We start from the raw sequence: 26,144 nt of genomic DNA, 5'->3' as shown, positions 1-26,144 counted from the left end.
CTTCAACATATTTGACTTTACAGTAAAGTGAAAATATCTTCTGTGATATCAGTCTCTTGACGAACGCACGGGGCGTGGGAGGGCCTGAGAAACATGGATAGAAAATTGAATGTGAGTACCGAAACGGTTCTCAACGCCACGAGAAAGATGCTGTCCCAACACGGTTCTGCCGTCAGTCTGGAACTCGTGGCCGCCGAGGCCGGACTGACGCGCCAGACCCTTTATAACCGGTTTGGCAGTAAGCAAACCCTTCTCCGCGCTGCTTTCGACGATCTGCGCCAGCAGATTCATGCTCGTCTTGACAATGCTCCATGGGACGCTGAACCCGAAGTTCTGCTCCCGGTGATCGCGCGTATTGTAGCGGATAGTTTTCTGGATCTGGCAATGGCCAAGTTGCTGCGCGCAATGATTCAGGCCGTCGAGGACATTCCTGAGATCAGCGTCAGTCTGCGATCGGATCAAACCGGCCAGGTCCTGAAAAAAATGATCGAATATCTGGAGGCAAAAACCAGGACCGGCGAGTTTCATGTAAAGGACCCGGAAACGCAGGTTATGCTTTTTCTGGGCAGTATCAGCGGGTTTCTGTTTCCCCGTCTGCTGCTTGGCACGGTTGATCCCGACGAACAGGTCAATCAAAAACTGATCGACGCATCGATCGCCAGCTTTCTGAGAATCTGGCGAAATGCTGAATAAGGCCTTTTCCAATCGCCAGAATGCCCTAGAATAGAGGCTTCCTCCCAGCCTAACAAAGAGGCCTCTCCCATGAAAATATCCATTCTTGCCGTTTGCAGTGCCTTGCTGATCAGTGTTGCATCGGTTTCCACACCAGTATTTGCCCAGCAAACGCGGGACATTGCCAAAGAAGAAGCCAATCGCAAACTCGTTCTTGAATTTTACGATGGTGTCTTCAATAAGCATGAAGTGGAAAAATACTCCGAAGTACTTGCTGAAAACTATATCCAGCACAATCCGGGCGTACCCGACGGTAAAGCGCCTTTCGTGAAATTTTTCACGCAGCGCTTCAAGGACAATCCCAAGGCCACCGCACGCATTGTGCGCAGCGCCACGGATGGCGATCTTGTCTTCCTGCATCTCCAGTCGAAAATGAATGAAGAGGATCGCGGTCGCGCCATCGTGGATATTTTTCGCGTCGATAACGGCAAGATCGTCGAACATTGGGACGTAATCCAGGCGGTGCCGGAAACGTCCAAGAATAACAATACGATGTTCTGAGCCATTCACTCAGAATTTTACCGGAAGCCAGCCCACCCGGCTGGCTTCTTCGTTTTTACGGCATTGCCCGATAAAAACTGTTCTCGTTGCCCGCTTCCCGCTTGTTTCCACCGACAAGCGATCCTACGATACCCAAAACTCACCGGCCGACTGCACCTTTCCCCGACAGATCAGCAGCAGACAACAGCGTATCCACGCTCGCCGGTGCCATGGGTTACCGTCGCAAGACAAACGAATTAAGGACGAGAGAAATGACCGACAAGCAGGCCTCGAAGGCAATGTGGACCTATTACAAGGGCGAATGGCGCGAAGGCGACGTGCGCATTCTGGGTGCGGCCTCGCACGCGACCTGGCTCGGTTCTGCTGTATTCGACGGGGCGCGCCTGTTCGAAGGTGTTACGCCGGACCTCGACCTGCATTCCGCACGCGCCAATGATTCCGCGCGCGCGCTCGGTCTGTCGCCGACGCTTTCGGCCAATGACATCGAAGCATTGGCGCTGGAAGGCCTGAAGAAATTCGCCCCCGGCACGGATGTCTATATCCGCCCCATGTATTGGGCCGAGGAGGGTGACAGCAGCACGGTTGCGCCACTTGCCTCTTCCACCGATTTCGCCTTGTGCCTTGAAGCCATTCCGATGGTTGAGCCGAAGGGCTTCACCATCACCACGACCTCGTTTCGTCGTCCTTTTCTGGAAGTAATGCCGGTCAATGCCAAGGCGGCCTGCCTCTATCCGAACAATGGCCGTATGCTGCTCGAAGCCAAGGCCAAGGGCTTTCATAACGCAATCGTGACCGATGTGTTGGGTAACGTCGCAGAGACGGCGACCTCCAATATCTTCCTGGTTCGCGGCGGTGAAGTCTTCACCCCGGTGCCAAACGGCACCTTCCTCAACGGCATCACGCGCCAGCGCGTCATCAAGCTGTTGCGCGCCGCAGGCGTGACGGTGCATGAAACCACGCTGAAGATCGAAGATTTCCGTCAGGCGGATGAAATTTTCTCAACCGGCAATATGAGCAAGGTTGTGCCGATCATCGGCTTTGACGACTGCAAGCTCGATTACGGTGCCGTGACCAAGCGCGCCCGCAGCCTCTATTGGGAATGGGCGCACGCCTGATTTTCCGTCACGAAATTCCATTCTCCTGACCCTTCGGGCCATCCTGCCCGGAGCCTATCCCCGACAGCGGCGGCCGCATGATCGAACATACCCCCCTTTATCTGGCAATCGCTGTCACTGCGGCCTTTCTGGTCGGCATGTCGAAAGGCGGCCTGCCCTCGGTCGGTACGCTTGCCGTTCCGCTGATGGCGCTTGTCATCTCGCCTGTGACAGCCGCCGCCTTGCTGCTGCCGATCTATGTCATCAGCGACATGTTCGGGCTTTATCTCTACCGACATCACTATTCAGCGCGCAATCTCGCCATCCTTACGCCAGCGGCCATCGTTGGTGTCGGTGTGGGCTGGGTGTTCAGCTCGCACCTCTCCGCCACTTTCATTGGCATGCTGGTCGGGCTGGTCGGCATCCTGTTTTGCCTCAATGCCTGGATCGGCGCCCGCTATCGCAGAAAAGCCCGCAAGGCCGATGTTCCGGGCGGCGTCTTCTGGGGCATTCTCACCGGCCTCACCAGTTTCGTGTCGCATTCCGGCGCGCCGCCCTTTCAGATGTATGTGCTGCCGCAGCATCTGGAAAAGCTTGTTTTCGCGGGCACATCGACGATCCTCTTCGCCATCGTCAACGCCGTGAAGCTGGTGCCATACTGGCAGTTGCAGCAGTTTTCCAATCTCGACCTGTCGATGGGCCTCTGGCTGATACCGTCGGCAGTCATCGGCACTTTTGCCGGCGCCAAACTGACGCGGCTTCTTCCTGACGGTCCCTTCTTCCTGCTGGTACAACTGACGCTGTTCGGCCTTTCCATCAAGCTGATCGCCGATTGGGTCATGCCGTATTTCTTTGGTTGAGAGGCTTTCGCCGGTTCTTGCCAGATGCTTCCGCTTCCGCCACCATGCGCACAAAATGCGGGGAGGATGTGGGAATGGCTGATGCGGATGCGATCATTATCGGTGCGGGGCTGGCGGGCCTTACCGCAGCGAGCGAGCTGACCAGCGCGGGCAAAAAAGTCATCCTGCTCGAACAGGAAGGCGAGAATTCCATCGGCGGTCAGGCTTTCTGGTCGCTGGGCGGCCTGTTCATGATCGACACGCCGGAACAACGCCGTCTCGGCATCAAGGACAGTTTCGATCTTGCCGCGCAGGACTGGTTCGGCTCGGCGCAGTTTGACAGGCCGGAAGACCTATGGCCCCGGAAGTGGGCCGAAGCCTATCTGCAATTTGCAACCGGAGAAATGCGCCCATGGCTACATAGCCTTGGCATGCGCTGGTTTCCCGTTGTCGGCTGGGCCGAACGTGGCGGCGCTGAGGCCCATGGGCATGGCAATTCCGTGCCGCGTTTTCACGTCACTTGGGGAACCGGGCCGGGTGTGGTGGCCCCTTTCGAACAGCGGCTGCGGACGGCAATGGCGAAAGGACTGGTGACTCTGAAATGCCGTCACCGCGTCAATGAAATCACCACCGAAAACGGACGCGTCACCGGCGTTTTCGGAGAAGTGCTGGCCCCTTCCACCGTTGAGCGCGGGCAACCATCATCCCGCGAGATCATTGGGGAATTCGCCTTTGGCGCTGACAGCGTTATCGTAACATCCGGTGGCATTGGCGGCGATCCAGAACGCGTGCGCCGGGCATGGCCGCGCGAAAGGCTCGGCAATCCGCCGAAGGAAATGGTGCTTGGTGTTCCAGCCCATGTGGACGGACGCGGCATCGATATGGCTGTCAATGCAGGCGGGCACGTCATCAATGCCGACCGCATGTGGCATTACACCGAAGGTCTCCGCAACTGGAACCCGATCTGGCCCAATCATGGCATCCGCATTCTGCCCGGTCCTTCCTCCATGTGGTTCGACGCGCGCGGCAACCGGCTACCGGCTCCCTATCTGCCCGGCTTCGATACGCTCGGCACGCTCAAACATATTCTCTCCACCGGATATGATTATTCCTGGTTCATTCTGACTGAGAAGATCATCCGCAAGGAGTTTTCACTATCCGGCTCCGAACAGAACCCGGACCTGACCGGCAAAAGCTGGAAGCTGCTGCTGAAAAGTCGCCTCGGCAAAGCGCCACCGCCGCCCGTGAAGGCCTTTATCGACAAAGGTGCGGATTTCATCACCGCCAAGACGATTGAAGAACTGGTCGCGGCCATGAACACTTTGAGCGGCGATAAACTGCTCGATGTGCGGCGCATTCGCGACCAGATCGAAGCGCGGGATCTTGAAGTGGTCAACCGCTACACGAAAGATGCGCAAATCATGGCGATCCATAATGCCCGCGCCTATATCGGCGACCGGCTGACGCGGGCCGTGCCGTTGCATGCATTGCTCGACCCTGCCAACGGCCCGCTGATTGCCGTCAAACTGCATATCCTGACCCGCAAGACGCTGGGTGGCCTGCACACCAACCTACAATCGGCAGTTCTGGGCGAGGACGGCGAACCGGTTCCCGGCCTTTATGCAGCAGGCGAAGCCGCCGGTTTTGGCGGTGGCGGCTATCACGGCTATAACGCGCTGGAAGGCACATTCTTGGGCGGCTGTATATTCTCCGGGCGGGCGGCAGGCCGGGCAGTCGCTTCGATCTGAAGCGTGAGCACCATTCCGTAACAATTCGATTTTACGTGATTTTTTCTGGATCGTCAGCCGGACAGCTGCCGTCCACTATTCCATTTTCTATATGAGATTTTTATATCGCGGCCCGTTTCCCTGTCTCGAAACCCTATGCCGTAACGTCACATAATCCCTGCCTGGCGAAAGCCTTCACCAACAGGGAGCCCCGCAAGGGGACGACATTATGGACATCGCCGTCCTGGCAATCGGCATCGGCTTTTTCGGTCTGCTCTTTGGTTATCTGCGCGTCTGCGAAAAGCTTTGAGGGCGTGACATGCTGATCGAATATATCGCTGGCGCTTTGGTCGCCATCTTCATCGCGATCTACCTTCTTTATGCGCTCATTCGCCCAGAGCGGTTCTGAGGAGCGGTTCTGAGCTGCAGCCCAATGGGGCTTGGGAAAAACCATGACAATCAATGGATGGATACAGATCCTCGTTTTTTGCGGGATCATCATTCTGCTCGTAAAGCCGCTTGGCTTCTATTTAACGCGCGTCTTCAACGGCGAACGAACGTTCCTTTCGCCAATTCTCGTTCCGGTCGAACGCGGGCTCTACCGCCTTGCAGGCACTGGCGAACGCGAGGAACAGCACTGGACGAGCTATACCGCCGCCATGCTGCTGTTCAACTTGACCGGGTTCGTTCTGCTTTATGCCATGCAGCGGTTTCAGGGTGCATTGCCCTTCAACCCCATGGGCATGAGCAATGTGCCCGCTGACCTCGCCTTCAACACCGCCGCCAGTTTCGTGACAAACACCAACTGGCAGAACTATGGCGGCGAAAGCACCATGTCCTATCTGACGCAGATGGCCGGATTGACGGTGCAGAACTTCGTCTCGGCTGCAACGGGTGTGGCGATCGCGATAGCGCTTATCCGCGCTTTCTCTCGCAAATCCATGAAAACGCTTGGTAACTTCTGGGTCGATCTCACGCGCTGCACGCTTTATATCCTGCTGCCAATTTGCATCGTGATGACGCTTGCCTTCGTCGCATTGGGCGTTCCGCAAACGCTTGGCGCCTATGCGCAGGCCACGACGCTTGAAGGCGCGCGGCAGGTCATCGCGCTTGGGCCGGTTGCATCGCAGCTGGCGATCAAGATGCTGGGCACCAATGGCGGTGGTTTCTTCAACGCCAATTCCGCGCATCCGTTTGAAAATCCGGACGCCATTTCGAACATGATCCAGATGGTTGCGATCTTCGCCATCGGCGCATCGCTGACCAATGTCTTTGGCCGCATGGTCGGCAATGAAAAGCAGGGCTGGGCCATTTTCGCGGCCATGGGCGTGTTGTTCGTTGCAGGCGTTGCCATTTGTTACTGGGCAGAAGCTGCCGGCAACCCGCTGATCCACGCACTCGGCATCGACGGTGCCAATATGGAAGGCAAAGAAACCCGTTTCGGTATCGCCATGACCGCCCTTTTCGCCGTGGTCACGACTGCCGCATCCTGTGGCGCGGTGATCGCCATGCATGACAGCATGATGGCGCTCGGCGGCATGATCCCGATGATCAATATGATGCTCGGCGAAATCATCATCGGCGGTGTCGGCGCAGGTTTTTACGGCATTATCCTGTTCGTTGTGGTGGCGATTTTCGTGGCTGGCCTGATGGTCGGTCGCACGCCGGAATATCTGGGCAAGAAGATCGAGGCCAGGGAAGTCAAAATGGCGATGCTGGCCGTGCTGTGCCTGCCGCTGTCGATCCTCGGCTTTACCGCAATCGCTGCCGTCATTCCGGCTGGCCTTGGCTCCATCGCCAATCCGGGACCGCACGGCTTTTCGGAAATCCTCTATGCCTATACGTCCGGCACGGCCAATAACGGCTCGGCTTTCGGCGGGCTTTCCGGCAATACGCCCTGGTACAATATCACCATCGGGCTTGCGATGCTGATGGGGCGCTTTCTCGTCATTGTTCCCGCCATGGCCATTGCCGGATCGCTGGTCGCCAAGAAAATCGCTCCGCAATCGGCCGGCACCTTCCCGACCCATGGTCCATTGTTCGTGGGCTTGCTGATCGGCGTCATTCTGGTTGTCGGCGGGCTGATCTTCTTCCCCGCGCTGGCGCTCGGCCCCGTCGCCGAACACCTCGCTCTGATCCAGGGAAAGACCTTGTGATGCTGAAACCATCGAACTGCATTCTGTCGATCCTTGCCGTGATGCTCATCCTGTTTCTCGCCATCCGGCTGATCTGAGCGTCCGCTTCGCAAAACATCCACTGGAGCCTCGTTATGAGCCAGTCCAAATCTGCGAGCATTCTCGATGCCCGTATTCTTATCCCGGCGGTCGGCGATGCCTTCCGCAAACTGAACCCGAAAAGCCTCGCCCGAAACCCGGTCATGTTCGTCGTGGCCGTCGTTTCGGCGCTCACCACGGTACTGCTTGCAAAGGACATTGCCACAGGCGGCGGCAATGTCGGCTTTTCTGCCCAGATCGTGCTGTGGCTCTGGTTTACAGTGCTGTTCGCCAATTTTGCCGAAGCCGTTGCCGAAGGGCGCGGCAAGGCGCAGGCGGAATCATTGCGCCGCACCCGCACTGAAACCCAGGCCAAGCTTCTGAGCGGCGACAGCAAGACCGATTACAAGACCGTGGCCGGAACAAGCCTCAAGGTCGGCGATATCGTTCTCGTTGAAGCAGGTGACATCATCCCCTCCGATGGCGAAGTGATCGAGGGTGTCGCCTCGGTTAACGAAGCCGCCATCACCGGCGAATCCGCACCGGTCATCCGCGAATCCGGCGGCGACCGTTCCGCCGTCACCGGCGGTACGCAGGTCCTCTCCGACTGGATCAGGGTGCGCATCACGGCAGCGCAGGGCTCGACCTTCATCGACAAAATGATCAGCCTTGTGGAAGGTGCTGAACGCCAGAAAACGCCGAACGAAATCGCGCTCAACATCCTGCTTGCAGGCATGACGCTGATCTTCGTTCTGGCCGTGGTGACAATTCCAAGCTTCGCGACCTATGCGGGCGGCTATATCCCCGTCATCGTGCTGGTTGCCCTGTTCGTTACGCTGATCCCGACCACCATCGGTGCGCTGCTGTCAGCTATCGGCATTGCAGGCATGGACCGTCTGGTGCGCTTCAATGTGCTGGCCATGTCGGGCCGTGCGGTGGAGGCGGCAGGCGATGTAGACACATTGCTTCTGGACAAGACCGGCACGATCACGCTTGGCAATCGTCAGGCAACAGCCTTCATGCCCATCACCGACGTAAGCGAACAGGAACTGGCCGACGCAGCACAACTCGCCTCCCTTGCCGATGAAACGCCGGAAGGTCGTTCCATCGTGGTTCTGGCCAAGGAAAAATACGCCATTCGCGGTCGCAATATGCAAAGCCTGCATGCGACTTTTGTGCCCTTTACGGCGCAGAGCCGCATGAGCGGCGTTGATATTGACGGTTCGTCCATTCGCAAGGGTGCCGTGGATGCCGTGCTGAAAAACGCGACTTCGGATGCAAAAACCGTTCACGAACTGCAAGCCATCGCCGACACCATTGCCAAGGGTGGCGGCACGCCGCTTGCCGTGATCAAGGATGACAAGCTGCTCGGCGTTATCCATCTGAAGGATATCGTCAAGGGCGGCATTCGTGAGCGTTTTTCCGAATTGCGGCGCATGGGCATCCGCACGGTGATGATCACCGGTGACAATCCCATGACGGCAGCAGCAATTGCTGCGGAAGCGGGCGTGGATGATTTTCTGGCGCAGGCAACGCCGGAGAACAAGCTGGCGCTTATCCGCGAGGAACAGGCCAAGGGCAAACTGGTCGCCATGTGTGGTGATGGCACCAACGATGCGCCAGCGCTTGCGCAGGCCGATGTGGGTGTCGCCATGAACACTGGTACGGTTGCCGCCCGCGAAGCGGGCAATATGGTCGATCTCGACAGCGATCCGACCAAGCTCATCGAGATTGTTGAAATCGGCAAGCAGCTTCTGATGACGCGCGGCGCGCTCACGACTTTCTCCATCGCCAACGATATCGCGAAATATTTCGCGATCATTCCGGCCATGTTTCTGGCTTTTTATCCGCAGCTTGGCGCGCTGAACATCATGAACCTCGCCACGCCGCAAAGCGCTATTCTCTCGGCCATCATCTTCAACGCCCTCATCATCGTGGCGCTGATCCCGCTGTCGTTGAAAGGCGTGAAGTATAAGGCCGTTGGCGCAGGCGCCCTGCTCTCCCGCAACCTGCTCATCTACGGTCTCGGCGGAGTCATCGTTCCGTTCATCGGCATCAAGGCCATCGACATGGCCCTCATTGCCCTTGGCCTTGCATAAGGATTTTCACCCATGTTGAAGCAACTTCGCCCTGCACTGGTCATGATCGTCGCACTCACCGTGATTACCGGGTTTATCTATCCGCTCGGCATGACAGGCCTTGCGCAGGCAATCTTTCCGCAACAGGCCAATGGCAGCCTGATCGAGAAGGATGGAACGGTCATCGGCTCTGAACTGATCGGCCAGAATTTTGCCAGTGACCGTTATTTCCACGGTCGCCCATCTGCCGCAGGCAAGGATGGCTACGATGCATCCAGTTCCGGCGGCTCCAATCTCGGCCCGACCAATCCCGCCTTGGTCGAGCGGATCAAGAGCGAGGCGGAATCGTTAAAACAGTCAGCGCCTGCCGCCTCGATCCCTATCGATCTCGTGACCACTTCGGCCAGCGGTCTCGACCCGCATATTTCGCCGGAAGCAGCCTTTTATCAGATACCGCGTGTCGCCAAGGCGCGGGGTATCAGCGAAGCCACGCTGCGCGGCATTGTGGAGCAGCAGGTGGAAGACCGAAAACTCGGCTTTCTCGGCGAAGCTGTGGTCAATGTCCTGAAACTCAATCTAGTTCTGGACAGAACCGCAGCAAAATGAGGTAGATTGCGGGTGGCGCTCATGTCGCCGCCCGCTTCGCAGGAGCATTATCATTGATGTCGGACGACATTCGCGCTGACAACACACGGCCCTCTCCCGATGCCCTGCTCGAACAGGCGGAGCGCGAAACGCGTGGCCGCCTGAAGATATTTCTGGGCGCAGCACCCGGTGTCGGCAAAACCTATGAAATGCTGATGTCCGGCAGGGCGCGCAAGGCCGATGGCGTTGATATCGTTATCGGCGTTGTCGAAACCCATGGCCGCCGCGACACCGAAGCACTGGTCGATGGGCTGGAAATCATTCCGCGCGCCCGCGTCGCCTATCATGGCCATGAACTGGAAGAGATGGACATTGACGCCGTGCTGGCGCGCCGTCCGCAGCTGGTTCTGGTGGATGAACTCGCCCACAGCAATGCGCCCGGAAGCCGACACCCCAAGCGCTATCAGGATGTGGAGGAAATCCTCGCGCAAGGGATAGACGTCTATACCACGCTCAACATTCAACACGTCGAAAGCCTGAATGATGTGGTGGCGCAGATCACGCGCATTCGCGTTCGTGAGACCGTGCCGGACAGCATTATCGACCGCGCCGACGATATAGAGCTGATCGACCTGACGCCGGGCGACCTCATCAAACGGCTCAATGAAGGCAAGGTCTATCTTCCAAAGACCGCGAAGCGCGCAATTCGCAACTATTTCTCGCCCGGCAATCTGACGGCGCTCCGCGAGCTGGCACTGCGGCGCACTGCGCAGCGGGTGGACGAACAGCTTCTCACCCATATGCGCGCCCATGCTATTGAGGGTCCGTGGGCTGCCGGCGACCGTATTCTTGTTGCCGTGGATGAAAGACCGCGTAGCGCGTCTCTCGTGCGCTATGCGCGCCGTCTTGCCGACCGGCTGCGCGCGCCATGGGCGGTCATTTACATTGAAACACCCCGCTCGGCCACCATGTCGGAGGATGAAAAAGACCGGCTGTCGGCAACCATGCGCCTTGCCGAACAGTTGGGCGGCGAACCGATCATCATTCCCGGCCAGTCGGTGGCCGAAGACATTATCCGCTATGCCAGCACGCATAATTTCACGCAGGTTGTCGTCGGCAAATCGGCCAAGCCGCGCTGGCGTGAAATCATCGAAGGTTCGGTCGGGCACGATCTGATCCGCCGGGCAGGCGCCATCGATGTTCACATCACCGCTGGCATTGATCAGGAGGCGGCAAATGCTGCCCGCAAGGTCAAGACCGCCGCGCCAACCGCGAGCCTGCAACTCCTGCCCTATGTGATTGGCATGGCGGTCATCACGGCGGCGCTCGCCGTCGGGCTGCTGCTCGACCAGTTTCTCGACGTGCGCAGCATAGCGCTGGTCTTCGTGGTCGGCGTTCTCGGCGTTGCAGTAACGCTTGGCCTGTGGCCAGCGCTGTTTGTGTCCGTCATCAGCGCTTTCGCCTATAATTTCTTCTTTCTCCTGCCGCTTTACACCCTGTCCATTGCGGACCCGGAAAGCGTGGTCGCCCTCGTCTTCTTCCTGCTCGTCAGTTTCGTGGCCAGCAATCTGGCAAGCCGCGTGCAGCGTCAGGCGGCATCGGCGCGCCAGCGCGCGCGCATGACGGAGGATCTCTATCTTTTCAGCAAAAAGCTCGCGGGCACCGGTTCGCTGGACGATGTCCTTTGGGCAACGGCGTTCCAGATCGCGTCCATGCTGAAGGTGCGAGCCGTCATCCTGCTGCCGGAACGCGAAAGCATCGCGGTGCGCGCCGGATATCCGCCGGACGACACGCTCGACGATGCCGATATCGCCGCTGCCCATTGGGCATGGGAGCACAATCTGCCCGCAGGACGTGGTGCGGATACGCTGCCCGGCGCGCGCCGCCTTTACTTGCCACTGCGCACGGCGCGAACCTCGGTCGGCGTTATCGGTCTCGACAATGACCGGCAGGGACCGATACTCACGCCAGAGCAGCAGAGACTGTTCGAAGCGCTGGCCGATCAGGCCGCCATCGCCATCGAGCGCGTGCAACTGGTGGAGGATGTCGAGCGGGCGAAGCTTGCTGCGGAAACCGACAAGTTGCGCTCCGCACTTCTCACTTCGATTTCGCACGACCTCAAGACCCCGCTCGCGGCCATCATGGGTGCGGCCACCACATTGCGTGAATATCACGGCTCTTTGCCCGCTGAAGATCAGGCCGATCTTTATCAGACCATCGTGGATCAGTCGGAACGTCTCAACCGCTTCATCGCCAATCTTCTGGACATGACCCGGATTGAAGCAGGCGCGATGGAGCCGAACCTTTCCCCGCATTATATCGGCGATATTGTCGGCGCTGCCCTGCACCGCGCCGCCAAAATTCTTGTGCGCCATGCGGTGCGCGTATCAGTACCCGCCGATCTGCCGATGCTGCGGCTGGATGCGGTGCTGTTTGAACAGGTTCTGTTCAATCTTCTCGACAATGCCGCGAAATATGCGCCGGACGCCTCTGAAATTACCATCGAAGCCCATATCAGCGGCACGCGGCTTATTCTGGAAATTGCCGATCAGGGGCCGGGCATCCCCGCCGACGACACGGAACGGATTTTCGACAGCTTCTATCGCGTTCGCAAGGGTGATCACGTACAAGCGGGTACAGGCCTTGGCCTTTCTATCGCGCGCGGTTTTGTCGAAGCGATGGGCGGCACCTTATCCGCCCGCAATCGCGGCCACAGCAGTGCGGGCGCGGTCTTCGTCATATCCCTGCCGCTTCCATCCGGCGACGCTGAAACGGAAACAACGCAATGAATATGCAAAGCGTCAAAGTGCTGATCGTCGATGACGAACCGCCGATCCGCAAACTTCTGCGCGTCGGGCTGACCACCGAGGGTTACACGACCGTTGAAGCCGCCAATGCTACCGAAGCGATCGAAAAGATTGAGGCAGAAAGTCCAGACCTGGTACTGCTCGACCTCGGCCTGCCGGATATGGACGGGCACCGGCTCCTGCTGCAATGGCGACAGGAAGGGCGCAGCCTGCCCATCCTCATTCTTTCGAGCCGCACCGACGAAGTGGGCATTGTGAAAGCTCTCGAACTCGGCGCCGACGATTATGTGACCAAGCCCTTCGGTATGCGCGAACTTGCGGCACGCATGCGCGTTGCGCTCCGCCACAAGCTGCAACAGCAAGGCGAAAAGCCGATTTTCCAGAGCGGTGGTCTTTCGGTCGATCTGGTGCGGCGCATCGTCAGGGTCGATGGCAACGACATCAAGCTTTCGCCCAAAGAATACGATATTCTGCGCCTTCTGGTGCAGCATGCGGGCAAGGTTTTGACGCATCAATTTATTCTGAATTACGTCTGGGGTCCGGCGGCAGAGGTGCAATATTTGCGCATCTATGTGCGCCAGCTTCGTCACAAGATCGAAGCCCTGCCCGACCAGCCGCAATATATTCTCACCGAAACCGGTGTTGGCTATCGCCTGCGTGAAGCGGACGCCCTATAATCAGAAAGACGCTGAGAAAACCGGTAACGGAGGTATTCGATGGTCGAGCTGACGAACAATCTGGAGAATCTGGAATTCATTATATCAAAGGCGCGCGAATATGACGTGCAAGTGCCTGCGGTGGACGAGGATTCCGGCTCCAATCCCGGCGACGACAGGGATGTCGATATTCTCGATGCGTCAATTGACAACCCAACCCGGAAAGAGCTTTTCGCCGCCATCCGCTCGCTGAACGAAGATCAGCGTATCGAATTGCTCGCCTTGATCTGGGTGGGGCGCGGCGATTTCTCGGCAGAGGAATGGGACGACGCGCTATCCACCGCAAGCGAACGCCATAATGGGCGCGAGGCAAAATACCTGATCGGAACACCGCTTCTGGGCGATTATATCGAGGAAGGCCTTGTGTCGCTCGGCATCGATGTCGAAGCCTACGATAATGAATAAGAAAAATTGATGGTTCCATCCGTCCTTCTGTTTTGACGCTGCCATATCCGGGCATTAGAGTTGCCCGCAAATGTAACCGGTTCGATCTGGATCCGCTTGCAGAACAACATATGGGAATTCAAAAACGACGGAGGAAAGCGCCATGCTTCAGAAGAACCTGGTTCAGAAAACGGATTTTTATATCGACGGCGCCTGGCGGGCTCCAATCGACGCCAAGAGCATCGAAGTCGTCAATCCGGCCAATGAAAAGCCCTATGCGGTGATCTCTGGCGGTTCGGCTGCCGATATCGATCTCGCGGTTGCGGCAGCGCGCAAAGCCTTCCCTGCATGGGCCGAAACGCCCGCGAAGGAGCGTATCGCCTATATCCGCCGTATTGCTGAAATCTACGATTCCCGCATGGATGAAATGGCCAAGGCCATTTCGCACGAAATGGGGGCGCCGATCACGCTTGCGCGTGAATCGCAGGCTGCCGTTGGCGTGTCGCATATCAAGGCTTTTGTCGCTGCCTTCGAGAGTTTCGAGTTCGAAGAAATTCTTTCTCCGAAATTTCCAAACCAGACCATCGTGCACGAACCGATCGGCGTTTGCGGGCTGATCACCCCGTGGAACTGGCCGATGAACCAGATTGCGCTGAAGGTCATTCCCGCGATTGCGGTTGGCTGCACGGTCGTGCTCAAGCCGTCCGAAATCGCACCGATGTCGGCGATGCTGTTTGCGGAATTCGTCGATGCAGCCGGTCTGCCGAAGGGCGTGTTCAACCTCGTCAATGGCGAAGGTCCGGTGGTCGGCGAAGCGCTGTCGCAGCACCCGGATGTGGACATGATGTCCTTCACCGGCTCGACGCGCGCAGGCACGGCGGTTTCCCGCGCCGCAGCGGCAACCGTCAAGCGCGTTTCGCTGGAACTCGGCGGCAAGTCGCCGAACATCGTCTTTGCCGATAGCGATCTGGAAAAGACCATCGAGCGCAGCCTTGCCCATTGCTTCGAGAATACCGGCCAGTCCTGCAATGCGCCGACGCGCATGCTGGTTGAGCGCTCGGTCTATGACAAGGCCGTCGAACTCGCGAAGAAGGTCACCGAAGGCACTAAGGTTGGCGATCCTGCGGAAGAAGGCGATCATATCGGGCCACTTTCCTCGTCGATTCAGTTCGAAAAGGTCCAAAAGCTGATCCAGAAAGGCATCGATGAAGGCGCACGCCTCGTTGCCGGCGGCACTGGCCGCCCGGATGGCTTCACCGAAGGCGACTTCGTCAAGCCGACCGTCTTCGCCGATGTGAACAACGACATGACCATCGCCCGCGAAGAAATCTTCGGACCAGTGCTGGCCATGATCCCGTTTGAAACGGAAGAAGAAGCTATCGCCATCGCCAACGATACGCCTTACGGTCTGGCCGCCTATATCCAGACCGGCAGCCCGGAACGCGCCAAGCGCGTTGCGCGCAAACTTCGCGCAGGCATGATCCAGATCAACGGCACGTCCCGCGCTCCGGGCAGCCCGTTCGGCGGATACAAGCAGTCGGGCAACGGTCGCGAAGGCGGCAAATGGGGCCTCGAAGACTTCATGGAAGTGAAGCTGATCAGCGGTTGATCTCAACCAGCAGATGTTAAACATGAAAAAGCGCCGCTAAACGGCGCTTTTTTTCCTTTATAAAAGTTCACTCTCGAAATCGAGACCGTTCAGGCAACCGGCGTGGATGGGAACAGCGCCTGCAAGGCATCGTAGGATGCCAGCACGGTTTCCATCTGCGCGGTATGGCCCTTGACGAAAGCATCACCATAGACCGTTTCGTCCGGATATTCGGTGATGAGCGTCATTGGCACCGTATGTCGGTCATCGACGCCGACAAGGCACGGAAATCCGTTGATGATGCGGAAACCCGTTTCGCCTGCATGCTGCTCGAAAAGCCTGATCTGGGCGTTGTTATAAGCGACCAGCCCGTCAATCGCGGCCAGATGTTTCGTTACGCGGTCGATCAGTTCCTCTGCGTGCCTCTCCCATGAGGCATGGTGGCGGATGATCAGGAAAAAGCCTTTCGGCAGCGTCCACATGGCAAAGGAACGCGGCACATAGCCTGAGAGCGGGCGCGTCCATTCATGCGACGGATAACCATGCAGGTTGACGTGCAGTTTCGCATCCGTCAGCCTTTCAGCCTCGACACGAATGGCCTTTTCGTAGAGCCCCTCGCCGCTGCGATATTCCAGATCATCACCCAGCGCCGTATAGCGCGCCGCATGATGTATGTGGTGCGGCTGCAGTGCGCAAAGCCGCTTGTGTATCTCGTATCCATCCGGGTTTTCCTGCGGGGAGATCGTGAAATGCGCGCCTTCGCGCGTGACAAGCCGATTGGCCGCACGCAACGCGCCGACAACGCCCGTCGTTTCATTGGCATGCTGACCGGCGCTGATCATCATCGCGGCATCGCTGCCCTTGCGATAGGTCGCGCGCACCGCTCTGCCCGAACGGGTTTTTGCCTCGAACGGCTCACCGCCCAGACGGGCGAGTTCACGGCGGATCTGATCGGCGGAAAGCGGCGCTTGCGCCGTCTCCAGCACCTGTTCTGCCGTCAGCGCGTCATCGGTGGAAAGCGGTCTCGTTTCCACTCTGACCGACGGCTCGGCATCGCGAAAGCAGACTTCTGGCACAATCTGGCCCGGTTGCAACCCACGATCACCCACTGGACGACTGGACTTTTTTTGAAATACTTCAAGCAGCGAGAAATAGATATCCTCGTGCATGGCTTCGGTGAGGCTCAGCGTTTCCTCATCGTAAGGCAGGCGACGGTCGGTGATGGGCAAGCTGACCGTAATGTTCAGTTCATCGAAATAAGGTTCGCCACGCTTCCAGTCATGGGCCGCGATGGTCGAAACCGTGTCATGAAAGAGCTTTTCATAGGATGTTTCATAGCGCGCGCTTTCAGTCTTGCCGCCTTGCGTGACCGTCAGCCAGCCGGTTGGCGAGACCAGCGTTTCGCCGATGAAATCCACATGCACGCGGTTCGGGGCAAAAACCCGGTGCTTCTCGCTATGACCATCGGTAAAGGTCAGATCGACTTCATAATGAAAATCGTCTTTGTCCGAAGCTGCAAAAGCCACCTCCGCCTCCGGCAGCAGCACTGACAAAGGATAGGTTTCGAGCAGGAAACGGTTCTGCACGCAGGCTTCGTGGCGTGGATAGCGGATCGCAGCCGACTTCAGCGCCGCGCCATCGACTTCTTCCAGAAAGAAATGCAGGAGCGGCTTGTAAGCCGAGCGCAGGCGCGCCTCGACGCCTGCTTCGCGCAGCTTCGTTTCCGCTGCAAAGCGGCTCGGCTGGTCATCGAACAGCCAGGCTTCCACCTTCGCGTCGCGCATTTCCGGTTTCAGAAAATGATCGACAAGCGCATGAACGGTACGCGGATAGGTTTTCTCAAAAAGCACGCTCATCGGGAAGTCCTGCCAATGGGATCAAAGCGGGGTCAAGGCTGTCGCGCAGCCAGTCGCCAAGAAGATTTTGGAATATACCCCGAAAAGGGTGAAACGGTTTTCGGGATGTGCGTATAAACAAATACTGAGAGCGCGTCACCCTAATAGGATAAATGCGACCCGCTTTATAACTTGTGTGAGGGAGCCAGCGATGAGCGGAACGGGACGCGGAGTATGGGATTTCTGGATCGACCGCGGCGGTACGTTTACGGACGTCATCGGGCGGGATCCGCAGGGCCAGCTCCATGCACGCAAGGTTCTCTCCGAAAACCCGTCTGCCTATAAGGATGCCGCCGTTCACGGCATTCGCCTGCATCTGGGCCTGAACTCCGGTGAAACGATTCCCGCCGGTGCCATCGGCGAAGTTCGCATGGGCACGACGGTCGCCACCAATGCGCTTCTGGAGCGCAAGGGCGAGCGGCTGGCCCTTGTTACCACAAGGGGTTTCCGTGATGCGCTGCGCATTGGCTATCAGGAACGCAAGAACATCTTCGCGACCGAAATCATCAAGCCGGAAGCGCTTTATGAAAAGGTCGTGGAACTGAATGAGCGCGTTCAGGCGGATGGCACGGTTGAAACGGCTCTCGATCCCTCCGAGGCCGAAGCCGTACTGGTTGCGCTGAAGGAACAGGGCTACAAATCCGTCGCCATCGCGCTCATGCATGCTTTTAAGTTTCCCTCACATGAGGCTGAAATTGCTCGCATTGCGCGCGGTCTCGACTTCGAGCAGGTCTCCGTTAGCCACGAGGTTTCGCCGCTGATCAAGCTGGTCGGTCGTGGCGACACTACAGTCGTCGATGCCTATCTGTCGCCGGTTCTTCGCCGTTACGTTGCGCAGGTTTCCAATGAGCTGGATGTCGAGCGCACCGGCGCGCGCGTCATGTTCATGATGTCGTCGGGTGGTCTCACGGCCGCTGATCTGTTTCAGGGCAAGGATGCAATCCTGTCCGGCCCGGCTGGTGGCGTTGTCGGCCTCGCCCGAACCGGCGAAACGGCAGGCTTTCCGAAAGTCATCGGCTTTGACATGGGCGGCACCTCCACGGACGTCGCGCATTTCGATGGCGAATATGAACGCGCTTTCGAAACGGAAGTGGCTGGCGTGCGCGTGCGGGCACCGATGATGCTGATCCACACCGTTGCCGCAGGCGGCGGCTCGATCCTGCATTATGACGCCGGACGTTTCCGCGTCGGCCCGGATTCGGCGGGCGCCAATCCCGGTCCGGCCTGCTATCGCAACGGTGGACCGCTCGCCGTCACCGATGCCAATGTCATGCTGGGCAAGCTTCTGCCGGAATTTTTCCCGGCAATCTTTGGCCCGGACCAGAACCAGACGCTCGATGTGGAGCGGGTGCGGGAACTTTTCTCCGCGCTCGCAGCCGAAATTGGCGATGGTCGCTCGCCGGAAGCCGTTGCCGATGGATTCATCCGCATTGCAGTGGCCAATATGGTCGAGGCCATCAAGAAAATTTCCGTCCAGCGCGGCTATGACGTGACGCGCTATGCGCTCAACTGCTTTGGCGGTGCGGGTGGCCAGCACGCCTGTCTCGTTGCCGATGCGCTTGGCATGAAGAATATTCTCCTCCATCCAATGTCCGGTCTGCTGTCCGCCTATGGCATGGGTCTGGCCGATATTCGCGCCACCCGTCAAAAGGCGCTCGGCGTCGCGCTCGATCCGGCAGCGCCTTCAGCCCTGAAAGAACTGGGTGAAGAACTGGCGCAGGAATGCGTGGCCGAACTTCTGGCTCAAGGCATAGAAGCCGCAGCCGTGCAGCGTCATCTGCGCGCCCACATCCGCTATGCGGGCACCGACACCGTGCTCTCCGTTGAAGCCACCTTCCCTGCTAAGGACAATGCCGACCGCCTTCGCGCCGAGTTCGAGGCGGCCCATAAGCGCCGTTTCGGCTTCATTGCGGAGAACAAGGCTCTCGTTATCGACGCGGTGGAAGTCGAAGCCGTGGGTGGTGGCGCAGGCGAAACCGAAAGCGCCCAATCGCTCGACAGCGATCTGGAAGCTGCAACCGCCAAGCGGACCCGCTTCTTCTCGCAGGGCGAGTTGCACGACGCGGGCGTTGTCTTGCGCGAGCAGATGCAACGCGGCCAGACTGTCACCGGCCCGGCGATCATCATCGAGAAAAACCAGACTATCGTTATCGAAGATGGCTGGCAGGCCCGCCTGACTGCGCATGACCACGTCGTGCTGACGCGCATCAAGGCGCTGCCTGCGCGCACGGCCATCGGCACCGAAGCCGACCCGGTCATGCTGGAGATTTTCAACAATCTCTTCATGTCCATTGCTGAGCAGATGGGCGTTACGCTTCAAAACACTGCCTATTCGGTCAATATCAAGGAGCGTCTCGACTTTTCCTGTGCGGTTTTCGACGCGGCAGGCAATCTTGTCGCCAATGCGCCGCATATGCCGGTGCATCTCGGTTCCATGGATGCGTCGGTCGCCACCGCCATCCGCGAAAACAGCGACATCAAGCCGGGCGATGTGTTCCTCATCAACGCACCTTATAATGGCGGCACCCATCTGCCCGACCTCACCGTCTGCACGCCGGTTTTCGACGACGACAATCGTGAAATCCGCTTCTGGGTGGCAAGCCGTGGGCACCATGCGGATATTGGCGGCATTGCGCCGGGTTCCATGTCGCCGCTTGCGGTCAATATCGAGCAGGAAGGCGTCTATATCGACAATTTCAAGCTGGTCGATCGCGGCACCTTCCGCGAAGAGGCGCTTGCCGCTCTGCTGACTGGCGCGACCTACCCTGTCCGTAACCTGACGCAGAACGTCAACGACCTGAAGGCGCAGATCGCGGCCAACGAAAAGGGCGTGACCGAGCTGAAAAAGATGATCGGCCTATTCGGCGAGCATGTCGTGAAAGCCTATATGGGCCACGTTCAGGACAATGCCGCCGAAAGCGTGCGCCGCGTACTCGACAAGCTGCCGGACGGCCATTTCACCTATGAGATGGACCAGGGCTGCCAAATCGAGGTGCGCGTCACCATCGACAAGGAAAAGCGCGAAGCGACGGTCGATTTCACCGGCACGTCGGAACAGCGTTCCGACAATTTCAATGCGCCAGAGCCCGTCACCCGCGCGGCTGTGCTTTATGTCTTCCGCGTGCTGGTTGAGGGCGACATTCCGATGAATGCGGGCTGCCTGCGACCGATCAGGATCATTGTGCCGGAAGGCTCGATGCTCTCTCCGCAATATCCAGCGGCGGTCGTGGCGGGCAATGTCGAAGTCAGTCAGGCTGTCACCAACTGCCTGTTCGGCGCGACCAAGGCGATGGCCGCAGCGCAGGGCACGATGAACAATCTAACTTTCGGCAATGATGAATATCAGTATTACGAAACCATCTGTTCCGGCGCGCCCGCCGGTCCCGGTTTCAACGGTGCCAATGCTGTGCACACCCACATGACCAATTCGCGCCTGACCGACCCGGAAATTCTGGAAACCCGCTTCCCCGTCTTGCTGGAAGACTTCCATATTCGAAAGGACTCCGGCGGCAGGGGCAAATGGCACGCGGGCGACGGCACCAGGCGCACGATCCGCGCGCTGAAAACGCTGGAATTTGCCATTCTTTCCGGTCATCGCCGGGTGGCGCCTTTCGGTCTGGAAGGCGGCGAAGCTGGCCAGACCGGCCGTAATGAAGTGCGTCGCAAGGACGGGTCCATCGACGTATTAGGAAATTGCGACCAGACTGTTCTGGAAGCAGGTGAAGCCTTCACCGTCATCACGCCGACTGGTGGCGGATACGGCAAGCCTGAATAACCGAGATGAATATTAACAAAGCACAACGCCGCCAGCTCATGTCTGGCGGCGTTGTGCATTCAACCGGGATAAAACCGGGCAAAATCAATGCGTGCCGACGCATTTGCGAACGGTTTTTCCACCCTTTCGGTCCACCCCGAAAAATGTTAGAATTATTCACCAAAATTCGATCTATAATTAGGATTCAATCCTAATAATTGCGTCTTTACCGTCGTTTTGGACGCATCTTTAGAATTAAATTTCTGCGATCAATAGAACATCAACCAGTTCACGGATACCGAAAATGAAATTCGCTCAGATCATCGCTACCGCAGGCATCATTCAGGCAGCTCTCTTCACCGGCGCAATGGCCGGAGAAAATCTCGACGCCATCAAGTCGGCGGGCGTTCTGAAGATCGGCACGGAAGGCACCTATGCGCCTTTCACCTATCACGACAAGGAAAACAAGCTCGTCGGCTTCGACGTGGAAATCGGTGAAGCCGTGGCTGCCAAGCTCGGCGTGAAGCCGGAATTCATCGAAGGCAAGTGGGACGGCCTCATCGCCGGTCTCGACGTCAATCGTTATGATGCCGTCATCAATCAGGTTGGCATCACCGAAGAGCGCAAGAAGAAGTTCAACTTCTCCAACCCTTACATCGTTTCCAAGGTTGTTCTGATCGTCAACGACAAGAACGACACGATCAAGGACTTTGCCGATCTGAAGGGCAAGAAGTCGGCACAGTCGCTGACCAGCAACTACGGCAAGCTCGCCAAGGAAGCCGGCGCGGAACTTGTGGCGACCGATGGTTTCGACCAGTCGATCCAGCTCGTGCTGACGGGCCGCGCCGATGCGACGCTCAATGACAGCCTATCCTTCCTTGACTTCAAGAAGCAGCAGCCGAAGGCTCCGGTCAAGATCGCCGCAGAGAAGGAAAATGCTGACGCTTCGGGCATCATCGTTCGCAAGGGCGACGACGACCTCGTCGCAGCCATCAACAAGGCGCTGGACGATATCAAGGCCGATGGCACCTACGACAAGATTGCGCAGAAATATTTCGGTCAGGACGTTTCCAAGTAAGCTTCCGGATACATAAACGATGAAGCCGGAATTCATTTCCGGCTTCTTTTATTGTGTAGTAGAAAATTATTCCCACTGAATTTCAGAGATCGTTTTCCACAAACAGTATAAGATGAATGAGAGTGCCTTGCCGGTGCCTGATCATCTCGATTTGAACCGACACTGCTTTGCGTGCGAAGGAGCAGACCTAAGTGCCTGATTGGCTACAACTCATGATCGAGTCGCTCCCGACCCTTCTCTGGGCGGGGCTGATCTTCACAATTCCACTGACATTGCTGTCCTTCGTTTTTGGTTTGGCGCTGGCGCTTCTGACGGCCCTCGTCCGGCTTTTCGCGCCGGTCTGGCTCTCATCAATTGCTCGCTTCTATGTCTGGATATTCCGTGGCACGCCGCTACTGGTGCAGCTTTTCGTGATCTTCTATGGCTTACCGAGCATTGGCATTTATCTCGATGCGTTCCCGGCAGCCCTCATTGGCTTCACGTTGAATGTCGGTGCCTATAGTTCGGAAATTATCCGCGCGGTCATCTCGTCCGTGCCCAAGGGCCAATGGGAAGCCGCCTATTCCATTGGCATGAGCTGGCGTCAGGCGCTGACCCGCACCGTGTTGCCGCAGGCGACGAGAATCGCTGTGCCGCCGCTTTCCAACACGTTCATTTCGCTTGTGAAAGATACCTCGCTCGCCGCCGCCATCACCGTGCCGGAGCTTTTCCAGTCGGCACAGCGCATCGTCGCTACAACCTACGAACCGCTGATCCTCTATATCGAGGCCGCGCTGATCTATCTGGCGCTGAGTTCGGTTCTGTCTGCCCTTCAGGTACGGCTTGAACGACGCTTCGGGCGCTATGGCGGCACGCTGGAGACAAACGCATGATCGAGCTGAAACACATCGTCAAGCGTTTCGACGACGCTGTTATCCTCAACGACATCAATGTCACGATCTCTGAAGGCTCGGTGACGGCCCTTGTCGGCCCATCAGGTGGCGGCAAGAGTACGCTTCTGCGCTGCATCAACCTGCTGGAAGTACCGACATCCGGCACGTTGTCGCTCGGCGGACAGACGCTGACTTTCGAGCCGGGGCGCAAGCCAAGCTGGCAGGCCATTCAGTCCATTCGCCGCCAGACCGGCATGGTGTTTCAGAATTTCCAGCTGTTTCCGCATCAGACCGCGATCCAGAATGTCATGGAAAGCCTCGTCACCGTGCTGAAATGGCCGAAAGCCAAGGCCCGCGAACGCGCGATGGAACTGTTGCAGAAAGTGGGCATGGCCCATAAGGCCGACGCCTGGCCATCGACCTTGTCCGGTGGGCAGCAGCAGCGCATCGCGATTGCCCGTGCGCTGGCGCCTTCGCCACGCGTGCTGCTATGCGACGAACCCACTTCGGCGCTCGATCCTGAACTTGCCTCGGAAGTGGTGGATGTGCTGAGCAAACTTGCCAAGGAAGGCACGACGATGGTGATTGCCACCCACGATCTGCGCCTCGCCTCGAAGATTTCGCAGAATGTGGTGTTTCTGGAATCGGGCAATATTGTCGAGACCGGCTCTGCGCATGAAGTTTTCACGCGCCCATCCCGCGAGCGTACCAAGCAGTTTGTCGCAACCATCAACGCCGCGCACACTTACGACATCTGACCGGACATTTTGCTTTCAAAAGAGGGCTTTCGTGTTTGCGAAGGCCCTCTCATTTTTCGCCTTGGCGCAATTCATTCGTTCTTTTCAAAATTTTCCGCCGAGTCTCACCGGCCTGCCCCTTGGTAAAAGAGGAAACCGCTGTTACATTAAGGGCAACGTAATAATTGAAGTGTCCAGCTTGCGTCCTGACGGTTCGCGCGGCGCTTATAAGGATCAGTACCTTGAAAAACCCCGAGGAGCGCCCCGTAGAAAAGGCGCATCAAGGGGCGTCCGGCGGACAATCGGGAAATGCTCAAGCCCGGAGTCCGTCCCACAACGGCAAGCGCAAAGCGCGCAAGGAAGCCGTTGCAGAAGCGGGCAATGCGCGTAGCGCACCCGATTCAGGATGCCCAAAGCCGCAAAGTGAAGCGGACGACAAGGGTTCCGGCAGCCAGCGGAAGCGTGCGCGCCGTCGTCACCGTGGCAAAGCGGGACGGCGATCGGAAGCAGCTGTTGCACAGAAAGCTGCGGAAGAAGCCGCGCATCAGGAAGCCAAGTCTCCCGGCAAAATTTCGAATCGTCGCCGACGCGCCCGCAAGAAGAAGCAGGCGCAGCAGCAGACGAATGCCGCGCCGCGGGCCGCTGAACACACCGCCAAGCAAGGCCACGAAACCCCGCGCCGTGACAACCATGCGCAGGCATCGTCTCAAGCCAAGCGCAAGAACGGCACGGCACAGCCTCCACGGCACTACCACGCCGAAGCGCCGCTTTATGCCGCGCTCGACCTTGGCACCAACAATTGCCGCCTACTGGTTGCATCGCCGACCCGGCCGGGACAGTTTCGCGTTGTGGATGCTTTTTCGCGGATCGTGCGCCTCGGCGAAGGCTTGAGCGCGACTGGCAGACTGAGCGACAACGCCATGCTGCGCGCCATTGAAGCGCTCAAGATTTGCCGCGACAAGCTGGCGGGCAAGAAAATTCGCCGTTCGCGTCTGATTGCGACGGAGGCTTGCCGCGCGGCTTCCAACGGCGAAGAGTTTCTGGAGCGTGTCCGCGAGGAAACCGGACTTGAACTGGAAATCGTCGATCGCCAGACCGAGGCGCGTCTGGCCGTTTCGGGCTGCGGAACGCTGGTGGCGCGCGAAACGGAAGCCGTGGTGCTGTTCGATATTGGCGGCGGTTCATCCGAAATCGCGCTGATCGACGTTTCACAACGCCGTTCGCCGCGTCTTGCCGAACACATCATGGCATGGACGTCGCTGCCCGTTGGGGTCGTGACCCTTGCCGAGCGTTTCGGTGGGCGCAATGTCACGCAGGAAAGTTTCGAGGCGATGGTCGGTCATGTGACCGAGCTTCTGTCCAGCTTTGCCGAACGGCACTGCTTGGGCCAACTGGCTTCAAGCCCGCGTTTCCATTTGCTCGGCACATCCGGTACGGTGACCACACTGGCGGGTATTCATCTCGGTCTCGAACGCTATGATCGTCGCCGCGTCGATGGCATGTGGATGGGCTCGGAAGATGTGACGCAGATGACGAGCCGCCTCCTCTCCTGGGATTTCGAGGCGCGGGTGGCAAATCCATGCATCGGTGCGGACAGGGCCGATCTGGTTCTTGCAGGCTGCGCCATTCTCGATGCCATCCGCAAGGTTTGGCCGAGTGAAAAACTTCTGGTGGCGGATCGCGGTTTGCGTGAAGGCATCCTGACCGAACTGATGTCGCGCGACGGCGCATGGCGGCACAATCGTGCGCAATTGCGCCAATAAATGCGCTGTTGGCGCTAGAACAGGCAACTGAAAATGAGCAAAGCAGGCGGAAACAAGGGCGGCACGAAGACGGGCGCCAAAACTGGTGGGCGTGGTGGTGCGGGCACCAGCAATCTGCACGTGCGCGTGAAGAAAAAGGCAGGCACGATCAAGGAATCCTCGCGTCGCTGGCTGCTGCGTCACCTGAACGACCCCTATGTGCACAAGTCCAAGCAGGATGGCTATCGTTCGCGCGCGGCCTATAAGCTGATCGAAATCAACGACCGCTATGACCTGCTCAAGAAGGGGCAGAAGATCATCGATCTTGGCGCAGCACCGGGCGGCTGGTCGCAGATTGCGGCCAAGATCGTCGGCTCCACCGATGAAGACCCGCATGTTGTCGGCATCGACTATCTGCATGTCGATCCGCTGCCGGGCGTTATCCTTCTGGAAATGGACTTTCTCGACGATGAAGCACCCCAGAAGCTGATGGAAGCGCTTGGCGACAAGCCAGATCTCGTCATTTCCGATATGGCGGCACCTACCACCGGTCACCGTCGCACCGACCATCTGCGCACGGTGCATCTGTGTGAAGTGGCGGCTGATTTTGCGGTCTCGGTGCTCAAGCCCGGCGGCCACTTCCTGACCAAGACATTTCAGGGCGGCACGGAAAACGAGCTCCTGGCCATGCTGAAGCAGAAATTCCGCTCCGTGCATCACGTCAAACCGCCCGCATCGCGCGCGGAATCGGTGGAGCTTTATCTGCTCGCACGGGATTTTAAAGGCTGATTTTCAAACGAAA

The 26,144-nt window shown here is 58.2% G+C and carries 20 protein-coding genes; 19 read left to right on the top strand and 1 reads right to left on the bottom strand.

The genetic code is table 11. The annotated features are described in order from the left end of the window. The first annotated feature begins 93 nt into the window (after nucleotides 1–93). The 13 genes from D8666_RS12695 to D8666_RS12635 all read left to right on the top strand — a co-directional run bounded on the left by D8666_RS12695 (nucleotide 94) and on the right by D8666_RS12635 (nucleotide 15,285). Entirely contained in the window at nucleotides 94–693 is a 600-nt protein-coding gene (locus D8666_RS12695) for a TetR/AcrR family transcriptional regulator (protein ID WP_109367241.1), read from the top strand. A 69-nt stretch (nucleotides 694–762) separates the two neighbouring features. Then, a complete protein-coding gene (locus tag D8666_RS12690; RefSeq protein WP_109367240.1) occupies nucleotides 763–1,233 on the top strand; it encodes a nuclear transport factor 2 family protein in 471 nt (156 codons plus the stop codon). Nucleotides 1,234–1,484: 251 nt separating this feature from the next. Continuing rightward, nucleotides 1,485–2,348: a branched-chain amino acid aminotransferase gene (locus D8666_RS12685; RefSeq protein ID WP_109367239.1), complete on the top strand. Its 864-nt coding sequence runs from the start codon at nucleotides 1,485–1,487 to the stop codon at nucleotides 2,346–2,348. 77 nt (nucleotides 2,349–2,425) lie between these two features. Further along, a complete protein-coding gene (locus D8666_RS12680) occupies nucleotides 2,426–3,187 on the top strand; it encodes a sulfite exporter TauE/SafE family protein (RefSeq protein ID WP_109367238.1) in 762 nt (253 codons plus the stop codon). A 74-nt stretch (nucleotides 3,188–3,261) separates the two neighbouring features. Continuing rightward, the gene (locus D8666_RS12675; RefSeq protein ID WP_109367237.1) at nucleotides 3,262–4,914 is read left to right on the top strand and encodes an FAD-binding dehydrogenase; all 1,653 of its coding nucleotides are present in this window, start codon (nucleotides 3,262–3,264) and stop codon (nucleotides 4,912–4,914) included. A 298-nt stretch (nucleotides 4,915–5,212) separates the two neighbouring features. Next, nucleotides 5,213–5,302, top strand: a complete 90-nt coding sequence (kdpF, locus tag D8666_RS12670; protein ID WP_078336841.1) for a K(+)-transporting ATPase subunit F — start codon at nucleotides 5,213–5,215, stop codon at nucleotides 5,300–5,302. Nucleotides 5,303–5,345: 43 nt separating this feature from the next. Continuing rightward, complete coding sequence (gene kdpA, locus D8666_RS12665; RefSeq protein ID WP_109367236.1) at nucleotides 5,346–7,049, top strand: potassium-transporting ATPase subunit KdpA; 1,704 nt, start codon at nucleotides 5,346–5,348, stop codon at nucleotides 7,047–7,049. 113 nt (nucleotides 7,050–7,162) lie between these two features. Then, entirely contained in the window at nucleotides 7,163–9,205 is a 2,043-nt protein-coding gene (gene kdpB, locus D8666_RS12660; RefSeq protein WP_109367235.1) for a potassium-transporting ATPase subunit KdpB, read from the top strand. A 12-nt stretch (nucleotides 9,206–9,217) separates the two neighbouring features. Beyond that, complete coding sequence (gene kdpC, locus D8666_RS12655) at nucleotides 9,218–9,790, top strand: potassium-transporting ATPase subunit KdpC (protein ID WP_109367234.1); 573 nt, start codon at nucleotides 9,218–9,220, stop codon at nucleotides 9,788–9,790. 56 nt (nucleotides 9,791–9,846) lie between these two features. Continuing rightward, a complete protein-coding gene (locus D8666_RS12650; RefSeq protein ID WP_109367233.1) occupies nucleotides 9,847–12,558 on the top strand; it encodes a DUF4118 domain-containing protein in 2,712 nt (903 codons plus the stop codon). Then, nucleotides 12,555–13,253 (top strand): response regulator transcription factor, encoded by a 699-nt coding sequence (locus tag D8666_RS12645; protein WP_121538245.1) that lies wholly within the window; start codon nucleotides 12,555–12,557, stop codon nucleotides 13,251–13,253. Before D8666_RS12650 ends, D8666_RS12645 begins: the two co-directional genes overlap by 4 nt. 39 nt (nucleotides 13,254–13,292) lie before the next feature. Then, nucleotides 13,293–13,697, top strand: a complete 405-nt coding sequence (locus tag D8666_RS12640) for a DUF3775 domain-containing protein (RefSeq protein ID WP_121538243.1) — start codon at nucleotides 13,293–13,295, stop codon at nucleotides 13,695–13,697. A gap of 142 nt (nucleotides 13,698–13,839) precedes the next feature. Beyond that, a complete protein-coding gene (locus tag D8666_RS12635; RefSeq protein WP_109367230.1) occupies nucleotides 13,840–15,285 on the top strand; it encodes an aldehyde dehydrogenase family protein in 1,446 nt (481 codons plus the stop codon). An 89-nt stretch (nucleotides 15,286–15,374) separates the two neighbouring features. On the opposite strand, the gene D8666_RS12630 is transcribed toward D8666_RS12635, so the two are convergent. Further along, nucleotides 15,375–17,120, bottom strand: coding sequence for a M14 family metallopeptidase (locus tag D8666_RS12630; RefSeq protein ID WP_109367229.1), 1,746 nt, complete (start codon nucleotides 17,118–17,120; stop codon nucleotides 15,375–15,377). A 190-nt stretch (nucleotides 17,121–17,310) separates the two neighbouring features. Between D8666_RS12630 and D8666_RS12625 the strand changes: the two genes are divergently transcribed. From D8666_RS12625 to D8666_RS12600, 6 genes are all read left to right on the top strand, one after another. Beyond that, on the top strand, nucleotides 17,311–20,934 hold the full coding sequence (locus D8666_RS12625; RefSeq protein WP_109367228.1) for a hydantoinase B/oxoprolinase family protein: 3,624 nt from the start codon (nucleotides 17,311–17,313) through the stop codon (nucleotides 20,932–20,934). Between the two features lie 283 nt (nucleotides 20,935–21,217). Then, nucleotides 21,218–21,991 (top strand): amino acid ABC transporter substrate-binding protein, encoded by a 774-nt coding sequence (locus D8666_RS12620; protein WP_109367227.1) that lies wholly within the window; start codon nucleotides 21,218–21,220, stop codon nucleotides 21,989–21,991. 191 nt (nucleotides 21,992–22,182) lie between these two features. Continuing rightward, on the top strand, nucleotides 22,183–22,863 hold the full coding sequence (locus D8666_RS12615) for an amino acid ABC transporter permease (protein ID WP_121538242.1): 681 nt from the start codon (nucleotides 22,183–22,185) through the stop codon (nucleotides 22,861–22,863). Beyond that, on the top strand, nucleotides 22,860–23,621 hold the full coding sequence (locus D8666_RS12610) for an amino acid ABC transporter ATP-binding protein (protein WP_109367225.1): 762 nt from the start codon (nucleotides 22,860–22,862) through the stop codon (nucleotides 23,619–23,621). The genes D8666_RS12615 and D8666_RS12610 overlap by 4 nt, the downstream gene beginning before the upstream one ends. 221 nt (nucleotides 23,622–23,842) lie before the next feature. After that, nucleotides 23,843–25,363: a Ppx/GppA phosphatase family protein gene (locus D8666_RS12605; protein WP_109367224.1), complete on the top strand. Its 1,521-nt coding sequence runs from the start codon at nucleotides 23,843–23,845 to the stop codon at nucleotides 25,361–25,363. Between the two features lie 33 nt (nucleotides 25,364–25,396). Further along, nucleotides 25,397–26,131: an RlmE family RNA methyltransferase gene (locus D8666_RS12600; RefSeq protein ID WP_109367223.1), complete on the top strand. Its 735-nt coding sequence runs from the start codon at nucleotides 25,397–25,399 to the stop codon at nucleotides 26,129–26,131. Nucleotides 26,132–26,144 lie beyond the last annotated feature (13 nt).

It is taken from the genome of Ochrobactrum soli (assembly GCF_003664555.1).
Lineage (GTDB): Bacteria > Pseudomonadota > Alphaproteobacteria > Rhizobiales > Rhizobiaceae > Brucella > Brucella teleogrylli.
Note: the sequence above shows the minus strand (reverse complement) of the source record. Positions and strands in the feature narration are given on the sequence as shown.